Origin of the sequence: Actinoplanes sp. CA-252034, assembly GCF_050956125.1 — a bacterium.
Lineage (GTDB): Bacteria > Actinomycetota > Actinomycetes > Mycobacteriales > Micromonosporaceae > Actinoplanes.
The window spans coordinates 1,783,724-1,795,050 of the sequence record NZ_CP191846.1; the positions used below are offsets into that span (position 1 = coordinate 1,783,724).

At 71.7% G+C, this 11,327-nt stretch carries 14 protein-coding genes; 11 read left to right on the forward strand and 3 right to left on the reverse strand.

The window, feature by feature from the left end; genetic code table 11:
- Window positions 1-191: 191 nt before the first annotated feature.
- The 7 genes from hisD to priA are packed head-to-tail and all read left to right on the forward strand — an operon-like array spanning window position 192 to window position 5,079.
- Window positions 192-1,532 (forward strand): histidinol dehydrogenase, encoded by a 1,341-nt coding sequence (hisD, locus tag ACQPZW_RS08295; RefSeq protein ID WP_433794236.1) that lies wholly within the window; start codon window positions 192-194, stop codon window positions 1,530-1,532.
- Window positions 1,529-2,605, forward strand: a complete 1,077-nt coding sequence (locus tag ACQPZW_RS08300) for a histidinol-phosphate transaminase (RefSeq protein ID WP_433794237.1) — start codon at window positions 1,529-1,531, stop codon at window positions 2,603-2,605. Before hisD ends, ACQPZW_RS08300 begins: the two co-directional genes overlap by 4 nt.
- Complete coding sequence (hisB, locus tag ACQPZW_RS08305) at window positions 2,602-3,213, forward strand: imidazoleglycerol-phosphate dehydratase HisB (RefSeq protein ID WP_106316996.1); 612 nt, start codon at window positions 2,602-2,604, stop codon at window positions 3,211-3,213. The genes ACQPZW_RS08300 and hisB overlap by 4 nt, the downstream gene beginning before the upstream one ends.
- A complete protein-coding gene (locus tag ACQPZW_RS08310) occupies window positions 3,210-3,368 on the forward strand; it encodes a hypothetical protein (protein WP_433794238.1) in 159 nt (52 codons plus the stop codon). Before hisB ends, ACQPZW_RS08310 begins: the two co-directional genes overlap by 4 nt.
- A complete protein-coding gene (hisH, locus tag ACQPZW_RS08315) occupies window positions 3,368-3,985 on the forward strand; it encodes an imidazole glycerol phosphate synthase subunit HisH (protein ID WP_433794239.1) in 618 nt (205 codons plus the stop codon). Before ACQPZW_RS08310 ends, hisH begins: the two co-directional genes overlap by 1 nt.
- Complete coding sequence (locus ACQPZW_RS08320; protein WP_433794240.1) at window positions 3,982-4,299, forward strand: hypothetical protein; 318 nt, start codon at window positions 3,982-3,984, stop codon at window positions 4,297-4,299. Before hisH ends, ACQPZW_RS08320 begins: the two co-directional genes overlap by 4 nt.
- Window positions 4,300-4,359: 60 nt before the next feature.
- Window positions 4,360-5,079, forward strand: coding sequence for a bifunctional 1-(5-phosphoribosyl)-5-((5-phosphoribosylamino)methylideneamino)imidazole-4-carboxamide isomerase/phosphoribosylanthranilate isomerase PriA (priA, locus tag ACQPZW_RS08325; protein WP_093610577.1), 720 nt, complete (start codon window positions 4,360-4,362; stop codon window positions 5,077-5,079).
- On the opposite strand, the gene ACQPZW_RS08330 is transcribed toward priA, so the two are convergent.
- A complete protein-coding gene (locus ACQPZW_RS08330) occupies window positions 5,045-5,953 on the reverse strand; it encodes a LysR family transcriptional regulator (protein WP_433794241.1) in 909 nt (302 codons plus the stop codon). The genes priA and ACQPZW_RS08330 overlap by 35 nt on opposite strands.
- A 73-nt stretch (window positions 5,954-6,026) precedes the next feature.
- On the opposite strand from ACQPZW_RS08330, the gene ACQPZW_RS08335 reads away from it, so the two are divergent.
- Both ACQPZW_RS08335 and hisF read left to right on the forward strand, forming a co-directional pair.
- Window positions 6,027-6,911 (forward strand): EamA family transporter, encoded by an 885-nt coding sequence (locus tag ACQPZW_RS08335; RefSeq protein ID WP_433794242.1) that lies wholly within the window; start codon window positions 6,027-6,029, stop codon window positions 6,909-6,911.
- Window positions 6,908-7,669, forward strand: a complete 762-nt coding sequence (hisF, locus tag ACQPZW_RS08340) for an imidazole glycerol phosphate synthase subunit HisF (protein WP_433794243.1) — start codon at window positions 6,908-6,910, stop codon at window positions 7,667-7,669. Before ACQPZW_RS08335 ends, hisF begins: the two co-directional genes overlap by 4 nt.
- On the opposite strand, the gene ACQPZW_RS08345 is transcribed toward hisF, so the two are convergent.
- The gene (locus ACQPZW_RS08345; protein ID WP_433794244.1) at window positions 7,666-8,094 is read right to left on the reverse strand and encodes a hypothetical protein; all 429 of its coding nucleotides are present in this window, start codon (window positions 8,092-8,094) and stop codon (window positions 7,666-7,668) included. The two genes, hisF and ACQPZW_RS08345, sit on opposite strands and share 4 nt — an antisense overlap.
- Window positions 8,095-8,119: 25 nt before the next feature.
- On the reverse strand, window positions 8,120-8,743 hold the full coding sequence (locus ACQPZW_RS08350) for a YczE/YyaS/YitT family protein (RefSeq protein ID WP_433794245.1): 624 nt from the start codon (window positions 8,741-8,743) through the stop codon (window positions 8,120-8,122).
- Between the two features lie 59 nt (window positions 8,744-8,802).
- Here ACQPZW_RS08350 and ACQPZW_RS08355 point away from each other — a divergent pair, with 59 nt between their 5' ends.
- Both ACQPZW_RS08355 and ACQPZW_RS08360 read left to right on the forward strand, forming a co-directional pair.
- Window positions 8,803-10,257, forward strand: a complete 1,455-nt coding sequence (locus ACQPZW_RS08355; RefSeq protein ID WP_433794246.1) for a PLP-dependent aminotransferase family protein — start codon at window positions 8,803-8,805, stop codon at window positions 10,255-10,257.
- Between the two features lie 89 nt (window positions 10,258-10,346).
- Window positions 10,347-11,321 (forward strand): hypothetical protein, encoded by a 975-nt coding sequence (locus ACQPZW_RS08360; protein WP_433794247.1) that lies wholly within the window; start codon window positions 10,347-10,349, stop codon window positions 11,319-11,321.
- The last annotated feature ends 6 nt before the right edge of the window (window positions 11,322-11,327 follow it).

The following is an 11,327-nucleotide window of genomic DNA, read 5'->3' on the forward strand; positions in this document are numbered from 1 at the left end:
GAGCGGTCACGTTCGATGTCGCGCGCCGGCGGCCGTGGCGGTGGCGGCCGGTTGCGATGGCGGCGGCCGGTGTAGCGGTGCCCGCCGCGCCGGCTTCCGGAAGGCCTGGTCCGGCGCCTGCTGGCGTCCCAACGCCTGGGCCCGGCCGGTCGCTGCGGAAACCCGGTCGCGGGGCCGCATAGACTGGCCGGGTGCTGAATCGGATCGACCTGCGCGGCTCCCAGCGGGACCCGCGCGGACTGCTGCCCCGTGCCCAGCTCGACGTCTCCGTGGCCGTCGAGAGTATTCGCCCGGTCGTCGAGGCGGTCCATGCGCATGGGTTCAGTGCGATCCGGGAGGCGACCGAGAAGTTCGACGGCGTCACCCTGGAGCGCCTGCGGGTGCCGGCCGAGGCGATCGCCGCGGCCGAGGTGGCGCTCGAGGCCGACGTGCGCGCGGCCCTGCTCGAGGTGATCAAGCGGGCCCGCAAGGTGCACGCCGACCAGCGGCGCACCGACGTGACGACCCAGGTGGTCGACGGCGGCACGGTGACCGAGCGCTGGGTGCCGGTGCGCCGGGTCGGTCTCTACGTGCCGGGCGGCCTGGCCGTCTACCCGTCGACCGTGGTGATGAACGTGGTGCCCGCCCAGGAGGCCGGTGTGGAGGGCCTGGTGGTGGCGTCGCCGCCGCAGGCGTCCAACAACGGCCTGCCCGACTCGCGGGTGCTGGCCGCGTGCGCGCTGCTCGGCGTCACCGAGGTCTACGCGGTCGGTGGCGCGCAGGCGATCGCGATGCTGGGCTACGGCTCCGACGGCGCGGACGAGTCGGACCGCTGCGAGCCGGTCGACGTGATCACCGGGCCGGGCAACATCTGGGTGACCGCGGCCAAGCGCCTGTTGCAGGGCCGGGTCGGGATCGACGCCGAGGCCGGGCCGACCGAGATCGCGATCCTGGCCGACGACACGGCCGACCCGCGGCACGTCGCGGCCGACCTGATCAGTCAGGCCGAGCACGACCCGCTGGCCGCTTCGGTCCTGGTGACCCCGTCGCCGGAGCTGGCCGACGCGGTCGAGGCCGAGCTGGCGAAGCAGGTCGCGGTGACCAAGCACACCGAGCGGGTCCACACCTCGCTGAGCGGCGAGCAGTCCGGGATCGTGCTGGTCGACGACCTGGAGCAGGGGCTGCGGGTGGTCGACGAGTATGCGGCGGAGCACCTGGAGATCCAGACGCGGGACGCACGGGAGTGGGCCATGCGGGTCCGTAACGCCGGCGCGATCTTCGTGGGGGCGTGGGCGCCGGTGTCGCTGGGCGACTACGCGGCCGGCTCCAACCACGTGCTGCCGACGGCCGGCTGTGCCCGGCACTCGTCGGGGCTGTCGGTGCAGTCGTTCCTGCGGGGCATCCACGTCGTGGAGTACACCGAGGACGCCCTGCGCGACGTCGCGGGCCACGTGGTCGCTCTGGCGAACGCCGAGGACCTGCCCGCCCACGGCGACGCGGTCCAGGTTCGCTTTCCGTCCGGTTCCGGGGCGGTCGGAGGGGGGTTCGCGTGACCACCGTCGACGACCTTCCGATCCGGGAGGACCTGCGGGGCCAGACACCTTATGGGGCGCCGCAGCTCGACGTGGCGGTCCGGCTGAACACGAACGAGCACGCCTTCGCGGTGCCGCAGCCGGTGATCGAGGAGATGCGCAAGCGGCTCGACGCGGAGCTGGCCGACCTCAACCGCTACCCCGACCGGGACGCGGTGGGGCTGCGCACCGATCTGGCCTCCTACCTGGGCCACGGCCTCGGGTTCGAGTCGGTCTGGGCGGCGAACGGCTCCAACGAGGTGCAGCAGCAACTGCTCCAGGCGTTCGGCGGCCCGGGGCGGACGGCGCTGGGCTTCGGCCCGTCCTATTCGATGCACCCGCTGCTCGCGGCCGGCACCGGCACCCGCTGGATCGGCGCGCTGCGCGATCCCGACTTCGGGCTGCGGGCCGACGCGGCGGTCGCCGAGATCCACCGGCACGACCCCGACCTGGTCTTCCTCTGCTCGCCGAACAATCCGACCGGCACCGCGCTCGACCCCGGGGTGATCGACGCGGTCCTCGGGGCGGCGCGGGGCATGGTGCTGGTCGACGAGGCCTATTTCGAGTATGCGCGGACCGGCGCCCGCAGCGCGATCGAGCTGCTGCCCGGCCACCCGCGCCTGGTCGTCACCCGGACGATGAGCAAGGCGTTCGGGTTCGCCGGCGGGCGGCTGGGCTACCTCGCCGCCGACCCGGCCGTGGTCGACGCCGTCCAGTTGGTGCGCCTGCCGTACCATCTGAGCGCTCTGACCCAGGCGGCCGCGCGGGCCGCGGTCGCGCAGAGTGCCGCCCTGCTGGCCACGGTCGAGCAGATCAAGGTGCAGCGCGACCGGATCGTCGGCACCCTGAGGAAGTGGGGGGTCGCGGTCGCGGACAGCGACGCCAACTTCGTGCTCTTCCGCACCGGTGACGATCAGAAAGCGGCCTGGCAGGCGTTCCTCGACCGGGGCGTCCTCATCCGCGACGTCGGACTCGCCGGCTGGCTGCGGGTCACCGCCGGCACCGAATCCGAGACAACCGCCTTCCTGAACGCCGCCGAGGAGATTCTGCTGTGAGTCGTGTCGGGCGCATCGACCGCGTCACCAACGAGACCAAGGTGCTCGTCGAGATCGACCTCGACGGCACGGGCAAGGGCGACCTGCACACCGGGGTCGGCTTCTACGACCACATGCTCAACCAGCTGGCCAAGCACGGCGGGTTCGACCTCACCGTGCGGACCGAGGGCGACCTGGAGATCGACTCGCACCACACCATCGAGGACACCGCGATCGCGCTCGGCGAGGCCTTCGCGCAGGCGCTCGGCGACAAGCGGGGCATCCGGCGGTACGGTTCGGCGACGATCCCGATGGACGAGGTGCTGGTCCGCGCGGCCGTCGACCTGTCCGGCCGGGCGTATGTGGTGCACGACGAGCCGCTGCTGGTGCCGTACATCGGCCCGGTCTACGCGACGAGCATGACCCGGCACATCTTCGAGGCGTTCGGCCACGCGGCCAAGGTGACCCTGCACGTGGACGTGTTGCGGGCCAGCCGCCCGGGCGGTCACCCGGACGCGCATCACGTGGTGGAGGCCCAGTTCAAGGCGTTCTCCCGGGCGCTGCGCGAGGCCGTCGAGATCGATCCCCGCAATGCCGGGGCGCTGCCGTCGACCAAGGGGGTGCTGTGATCTCCCTGGTGCTGTTCGTTCTGGCCGGCATCCTGGTCGGCGGGGTGGTCCAGCTCGTCCGATCGGACGCCACGAGGTTCAGTGTCGCGCTCACCGCGGTGCTCGCCCTACTGGCGACTGCGGGCGGGTTCGCCTGGTGGCCGGGGGAGGCCTGATGGCCGCGAGTGTCGTCATCCTCGACTACGGCTCGGGCAACCTGCGGTCGGCGGAGCGGGCGGTGGCCCGTACCGGCGTGGACGTGACCGTGACCAGTGACCTGTCGGCGGCCGCGGCGGCGGACGGTCTCGTGGTGCCCGGTGTCGGGGCGTATGCGGCGTGCATGGCCGGGATCGAGGCGTTGCAGGCCGGGCCGGTGATCGCCGAGCGGGTCGCGGCCGGTAAACCGGTGCTCGGCATCTGTGTGGGCATGCAGATCCTGTTCGAGTCGGGGGTGGAGCACGGCGTGGAGACCAAGGGTCTCGGCCTGCTACCCGGCTCGGTCACGAAGCTGTCGGCCGAGCGGATCCCGCACATGGGGTGGAACACGGTGGACGTGCCGGCGGGGTCACGGCTTCTCGCCGGGCTCGACGCCGAGGCCCGGTTCTACTTCGTCCACTCGTACGCCGCCCAAGACCTTGATCTTCTGGAGAGCGCCCGGGTGACCACCGCGTCGCACGACCTGCCGTTCGCCGCGGTGGTCGAGGCCGGCGCCCTGAGCGCCGCCCAGTTCCACCCGGAGAAGTCGGCGGACTCGGGTTACCGGCTGCTCAGTAACTGGGTCGCGACCCTGTGAGCAAGGAACGCGCGAGACGGCGGGCCGAGCGGCTCGCCGTTCTCGAACGGGAGAAGGCCGTCCGCGCCCGCCGGACGGGCCGACGGGAGCGCCGCCGTTCCTTCCTCCGTGGCCTGAAGCCGCGTCTGGGCCGGGACGGCCGGCTCTATCACCGCAGCCGGCGGCAGCGGATCGGCATCGTGGTCGTCACACTGCTGGCCGTCGTCGCGGTCTGGACGCTCATCCCGGACCTGCCGTTGCGCATCATCCTCACCGCCATGCTCGTTCTCGCCGTGCCGGCCCTCGTCGTCGTGGTGCTCGGCCGCCGAGCGTGAGAGAGCCTGACGCTTCTGTCGTGCGTAAGTAGTGCCTGAAAGCCTCTTAGGGAGAGATACGTGACCCTCCAACTGCTGCCCGCCGTCGACGTCGCCGACGGTCAGGCCGTCCGCCTGGTGCAGGGTGCCGCCGGTTCGGAAACCGCATACGGTGACCCGCTCGAAGCGGCGCTGGCCTGGCAGAACGACGGCGCCGAGTGGATCCACCTGGTCGACCTGGACGCCGCGTTCGGCAAGGGCTCCAACGCCGACCTGCTCGCCGAGGTGGTCCGCCGCCTCGACGTGAAGGTGGAGCTGTCCGGCGGTATCCGCGACGACGAGTCGCTGACCCGGGCGCTGGCCACCGGCGCCCAGCGCGTCAACATCGGCACCGCCGCCCTGGAGGACCCGGAGTGGTGCGACCGGATCTGCGGTGAGTACGGCGACCGTGTCGCGATCGGTCTCGACGTGCGCGGGCGGACCCTGTCGGCGCGCGGCTGGACCCGGGACGGCGGCGACCTGTACGAGGTGCTGGCCCGGCTCGACAAGGCGGGCGCGTCGCGTTACGTCGTCACCGACATCACCAAGGACGGCACCATGCGTGGGCCGAACCTGGATCTGCTGCGCGAGGTGTGCGCCGCCACCGACAAGCCGATCATCGCGAGCGGTGGTGTCTCCACGCTCGACGACCTGCGTGCCCTGGCGACGCTGGAGCCGGTCGGGGTGGAGGGCGTCATCGCCGGCAAGGCGCTCTATGCGGGCGCGTTCACCGTACGAGAAGCTCTTGCCGTTCTCGGTTGAGTCTCCACGCCTCGCGTAGTGCCTGTTCGGCGGCCCGGATCGCGGGCCGGGCCGCCGCCGTGTCACGCCAGGCGAGCACGACCCGGCGGGTGGGTGTCGGGTTCACCCGGACGGCCCGGGTGCCCGGGGGAAGCTCCGCGCGGGCCAGCCGGGGGATGAGCCCCACGCCGAGCCCGGCCGCGATCAGGGTCAGCTGGGTCTCGAACTCGCCGACCTGGAAGTCCGGGATCACCCCCGGCAGGCTGCGGATCAGATACTCGTAGCAGACGTCGCCGGCCCGGACGCCGATCCAGCGCTCGTGCCGGGCGTCCTCCAGCGTGACCTCCCCTGTCAGTCGATGGTCGCTGGGCACGATGAGGTCGGCGTGGTCCTCCCCGAGCGTGACCTTGCTGACACCGTCGGGGTATCGCAGGGCGACCTCCGGCCAGTCGTCGAGGACGGCCAGGTCGACGTGGCCGCGGCGGAGCATCTCCACCCCCTCGTGCGGGTTGACCTCGATCACACTGAGGCTCAGGCCGGGATGGTCGGCGGTGAGTGTGCGCAGCGCGTGCGGCAGCAGCGCCCGGCACGCGGTCGCGAAGGTGGAGACGGTGAGCCGCCCGGTGACCGTGTCCCGGTGAGCGGCGAGCGCCGCCTCCGCCTCGTCGAGGCTGGTCAGCACCCGCTCGGCGTGGCCGGCGAGGAGGCGGCCGGCCTCGGTGAGCCGCAGTCGCCGCCCGTCCTTCTCGACCAGGGTGGAGCCGGTCTCGCGCTCCAGCTTGCCGATCTGCTGCGAGATGGCCGAGGGTGTGCAGTGCAGCGCCTGACCGGCGGCGAGGACCGTGCCGTAACTGGCGACCGCGTGCAGCGCCCGGAGCCTGCCGAGGTCAATCATGTAGCGATGCTACATCCTGGGTGTAGGTTATTTTGCTGGTCCTTAACGGTTGTGTGGGGCCAGGCTGAACCCCATGAGAGCTCGTGACCTGGCTCTGGCGGTCGCCGTGGCGGCCGTCTGGGGCTTCAACTTCGTCGTCATCCACGTCGGGCTGGAGGCCTTCCCGCCGCTGCTCTTCTCGGCTCTCCGGTTCGCGCTGGCCGCCTTCCCGGCGCTGCTGCTCGTCGGCCGGCCGCAGGTCCCGTGGCGCTGGGTCGTCGCGGTCGCGCTGGTTCTCGCCGTCACCAAGTTCAGCCTGCTCTTCATCGGGATGGAGGCGGGCATGCCGGCCGGGCTCAGCTCCCTCGTGCTGCAGAGCCAGGCGGTCTTCACGATGCTCTTCGCGGTGCTCCTGCTCCGTGAACGGCCGCGCCCGGTGCAGCTTGCGGGACTGGCCGTCGCGGTCGCCGGGGTGGTGCTCGTGGCCGTCCGCACGACCGCGCCGCTGCCCGCCTTCCTCCTGGTCATCGGCGCCGCCGCGGCCTGGGGACTGTCCAACGTCGCCACCCGCAGGGCGTCCCCTCCGGACACGCTGCGCTTCATGGTCTGGGTCAGTGCCGTGGCCACCGGCCCCCTCGTGGTGCTCACCCTGATCGTCGACGGCCCGGCAGCCGACCTCGCCGCACTGCGCGCGATCGACACCCCGGCGGTGCTGTCGCTGTTCTACATCGCGCTGATCTCCACCCTCGCCGGCTTCGCCGCCTGGGGCTTCCTGCTCAAGAGGTACGGCGCGGCGACCGTCGCCCCCTTCTCGATGCTCGTCCCCTTCTTCGGCATCGCCTCGGCCGCGCTCTTCCTGGGTGAGCCGGTGCAACCGATCGAGGTGGCCGGCGGTGTCCTGGTGGTGGGCGGGGTGCTTCTGGGATTGGTCAGGGCCCGCCCGGTCGTCACGAAGGAGCTGGCTAGGGTGGGGGCATGACGGTCGCGGTTCGTGTTATCCCCTGCCTGGACGTGGACGCCGGGCGGGTGGTGAAGGGTGTCAACTTCGTCGACCTGCGCGACGCCGGCGACCCGGTCGAGTTGGCCGCCGCCTACGACGCGGCGGGCGCCGACGAGCTCACCTTCCTCGACGTGACCGCCTCGTCCGACGACCGCGGCACCATGCTCGATGTGGTACGCCGTACCGCGGAGACGGTTTTCATCCCGCTCACCGTCGGCGGTGGCGTCCGCTCCCCGGAGAATGTGGACGTGCTGCTGCGGGCCGGCGCCGACAAGGTGGGCGTCAACACGGCGGCGATCGCGCGCCCGGCGCTCATCCGTGAGATCGCCGAGCGGTTCGGCAATCAGGTCCTGGTGCTCTCGCTCGATGTGCGACGCTCCGCGGAGCAGCCGAGCGGCTGGGAGGTCACCACCCACGGCGGCCGTCGCAGCGCCGGTCTCGACGCGATCGAGTGGGCGGCCCGGGTGGCCGAGTTGGGCGCCGGCGAGATCCTGCTCAACTCGATGGACGCGGACGGCACCAAGGCCGGTTTCGATCTGGATCTGATCCGCGCGGTGCGGGCCGTCGTCGACATCCCGGTGATCGCCAGCGGTGGCGCGGGGGCGGTCGAGCACTTCGCGCCGGCCGTCGACGCGGGGGCGGACGCGGTGCTCGCGGCGAGCGTCTTCCACTTCGGTGACCTCACGATCGGCGAGGTCAAGGAGAGCCTGCGCGAGGCCGGCAACCCGGTCCGCTAACGCCCGTCGGCCAGCCGCAGACTGTATTCGCGGACGGCGAGGTTGTAGGTCTGCTCGTCGAGCGACCAGTCGGCGTCACCCGGCACGGCCTGCCGGTTGAGCTGGGCCTGGAGCGTCATCACCGCGGAGGACAGGCCGCTGAACGGGCGGGTCCGCCAGAGCTGCTCACCCGGCGGGGCGACCTGGATCAGATCGTCCTCCACCGTGAGCAGCCCGGCACCGGCCAGCCGGCGCACCGACTCCTCCAGCTCGGCCCGCTCGGGCACGCTGTGGTGCAGGAAGTCGGCAGCGGCCAGCACGTCGGCCAGTGTCGCGCCGGTCACCGGCAGCGCGGCGTGCAGTGCCCGGTCGCGCTCCAGGCGCTCGGCGATGACAGCGGAGACGAAGATCCATGCGTCGTTCCAGTTCCAGCCACCGGCCCCCATGTCGCAATGATGCCGTGCGGTGGCGTCACCGGGAAGCGATTGTGTCCGGAAGATCACTGCGGGCCGCCACCGGCACCGTCAGCGGCGGGAGGAAGAGTTGCACGAGTGGGCCGATGGCCAGCGCATAGGCGATCGTGCCGACCCCGACGGTGCCGCCCAGCAGGAAACCGGCGCCCAGCACGGTCAGCTCGATGCCGGTCCGGATCACCCGCAGCGGCAGCTTCGGGAACCTCGCGGCCAGCCCGGTCATCAGCCCGTCCCGCGGGCCCGGGCCCATCCGGCTGCCGATGTAGAGGCCGGAGGCGAACCCGTTCAGCAGGATCCCGCCGACTAGATAACCCACCCGCGCCGGCATGGCCTGACCGGCCGGCAGCACCGCGAGGGCCGCATCCGCGGCGAAACCGACCACCAGCAGATTGGCCACCGTTCCCAGGCCCGGTCGCTGGCGCAACGGGATCCAGAGCAGCAGCACGGGTACGCCCACCAGCAGCACGATCCAGCCGAAGCTGATGCCCGTCACCTCGGAGAGCCCCTGGTGGAAGACGTCCCACGGGTTGAGACCGAGACCGGATTCGACCATCAGAGCCATGCTCACGCCGTAGAGGACCAGCCCCACGAAGAGCTGGGGGACGCGACGATACAGGTTCATGACAGCCAGTCTTGATGCCAATCCGGCGATGCTAAAGTGCCAATTCATCGGAGGTGGCTATGACGACATCGGTTCGTGGAGACCAATTGGCCCGCCTGCTCGGTCGGTGGCACGCCCTGCCCGGCCGTCGGCGCAGCCCCGACTACGCGGCCCTGGCCGGCGCCGTCCGCGGCCTGCTCTCCGACGGGCGGCTGGCCCTCGGCGTCCGCCTCCCCGCCGAGCGCGAGCTCGCCGAGGCTCTCGCCATCAGCCGGACCACCGTGTCCGCCGCCTACCGGGCACTCCGCGAGACCGGCCACCTCGCCAGCCGCCGCGGCGCCGGCAGCTGGACCACCCTGCCGCACGGGCACCGGGTCGCCTCGTCCGGACTGTGGACCCCCGAGGACGACCTCGACATGATCGACCTCGGCTGCGCGGCCTCCGCCGCCCCCGTCGAGATCGTCCCGGCCGCCCGTGCCGCCGCCGACGACCTGCCGCGTTACCTCGGCAGCGCCGGCTACCACCCGACCGGCCTGCCCGAGCTGCGCGCCGCCGTCGCCGACGGATACACCGCCCGCGGCGTGCCCACCTCGGCCGAGCAGATCCTCATCACCAGCGGCACCCAACAGGCCCTCGACCTGGTGCTGCGCCTGTCCGTCCCGGTCGGCGCGCCGGTCCTGGTGGAGACGCCCACCTACCCCAACGCGCTCGCCGCGCTCGCCGCCCGCCGGGCCCGGATCAGCACCCACGGCCTCGACATCGAGGACGGCTGGGACGGCGAGATGCTCCTCGGCGCGCTGCGCCAGATCAGACCCCGCATGACGTACGTGATACCCGAGTTCCACAACCCGACCGGCCACCTCATGCCCACCGAGCTACGCGAACGCCTCGTGGCCGCGGCCCACTCGACCGGCGCCGACCTGATCGTCGACGAGTCCTTCGTGGACCTGCCCCTCGACGGCACGGACATGCCACCCCCGGTCGCCGTCTTCGACAGGCACTCCCGCGTCACGTCGATCGGCGGGATGAGCAAGGCGTACTGGGGCGGCCTCCGGATCGGCTGGGTGCGCGCGTCCGCGCCGCTCGTGCAGCGGCTCGCCGCCATCCGGGTCGGCGTCGACATGGCCAGCCCCGTCCTCGAGCAGCTGGTCGCCGTCCACCTGCTCCGCATCGCCGACGAGATCGTCGCCGCCCGCCGGGCCCAGCTGCGATTCCGCCGCGACACCCTGGTCACCGCCCTGCGCGAACAGCTCCCGGAATGGCGGCTCGTCGTCCCGCGCGGCGGCGTGACCCTCTGGGCCGAGCTCGACGGGCCGATCTCCAGCGCCCTGTCCCGCGCCGCCGAGGACGTCGGGGTGCGGCTCGCGCCGGGCCCCCGGTTCGGTCTCGACGGCACCCTGGAGCGCTTCCTGCGCCTGCCGTTCACCCTGCCGGCCGACGATCTGGCCGAAGCGGTCCGCCGGATCGCGTCCGTCCGCCACGACCTGGACCACGCCACCCGCCCCACCTGGCGAACCCCGGTCGTCATCACCTGACAGGTTTCTCCTCGGTGGCGAATCCTCGGGCTGCTTAGGCGCGACCCTCGGAGGCCGATGGGTAGGGAGTCCATCCCCCAGGAGGCACCATGTCACTCCGCACCCAGCGCCGCCTGGCGGCGGTCACCGCCGTGGTGGCCGCCGTTGTGCTCACGCTGGCCGCACCGGCGCACGCGGCCGCTCTGACCAGCGTCGGCTGGTCGGTGTCACAGCCGCAACCGGGCACCACCAACGTTCGGTACACCTGGTCGTTCACCACCGCGAGCGGCCCCTCAACGATCAACTACGTCACGATGACGGTGCCGGCCACCACCGCGGTCCCCGGCGTGCTCACCGTGCAGGACTACTACGGCGTAGGCATCGGCACCGCGACCTTCGGCGCCGGAGTGGTGACCTTCCAGGTGACCACACCGGCATCGATCGCGGCCGGCACACCGATCCTGATCTCCATCGACGGGTTCACCAACCCGACCACGCCCGGAAACGCGTACACCAGCACCGTCACCACCGAGCTCGCCGGCCACGCCGCGGTCGACACTGCCGCGAGCAACGCCGTCGCGATCAACGACACGTCCACCGCGGTCACCGTGGTGATCGCCCGGTCCACCGCGTTCGCCAGTAACACCACCGGATTCGACCTGCTCATGGACGCGGCGATCCCCGGTCAGGACAGTCAGCACAAGGACGTCCAACTCACCGTGAAGACGAACGCGGCGAGCGGTTACACCCTGCGGACCCAGATCGACCACCAGCCGCGCGGTGTCAACAACCCCGCCGTGACGCTGCCGGCCGTCGCCGGATCAGTGGGCGGCACCGTCGCCTCACCGCCGGTGAACACCTTCGGTTACAAGGTCCAGAGCAGCACCGGCAACGGTACCGCGGGCAGTCAGATGAGCACCGGATACGCCGGCTATACCGCCGGCATGTGGGGCACCGCATTCTTCTCCGGCGTGCCGACCAACAGCGACACCATCACCCTTCGCAACCAGGCCTACATCGACTTCCTGCAGAAGGCCGACACGTACACCGCGAGCATCACCTACTCCGTGACACCCACCTACTGACGTCCG

Bases quoted from the DNA above. Each gene is read 5' to 3' on its own strand.
- hisH (WP_433794239.1), top strand. From the start codon at position 3,368: ATGGCCGCGAGTGTCGTCATCCTCGACTACGGCTCGGGCAACCTGCGG.
- ACQPZW_RS08330 (WP_433794241.1), bottom strand. From the start codon at position 5,953: ATGATTGACCTCGGCAGGCTCCGGGCGCTGCACGCGGTCGCCAGTTAC.
- ACQPZW_RS08335 (WP_433794242.1), top strand. From the start codon at position 6,027: ATGAGAGCTCGTGACCTGGCTCTGGCGGTCGCCGTGGCGGCCGTCTGG.
- hisF (WP_433794243.1), top strand. From the start codon at position 6,908: ATGACGGTCGCGGTTCGTGTTATCCCCTGCCTGGACGTGGACGCCGGG.
- ACQPZW_RS08345 (WP_433794244.1), bottom strand. From the start codon at position 8,094: ATGGGGGCCGGTGGCTGGAACTGGAACGACGCATGGATCTTCGTCTCC.
- ACQPZW_RS08350 (WP_433794245.1), bottom strand. From the start codon at position 8,743: ATGAACCTGTATCGTCGCGTCCCCCAGCTCTTCGTGGGGCTGGTCCTC.
- ACQPZW_RS08355 (WP_433794246.1), top strand. From the start codon at position 8,803: ATGACGACATCGGTTCGTGGAGACCAATTGGCCCGCCTGCTCGGTCGG.
- ACQPZW_RS08360 (WP_433794247.1), top strand. From the start codon at position 10,347: ATGTCACTCCGCACCCAGCGCCGCCTGGCGGCGGTCACCGCCGTGGTG.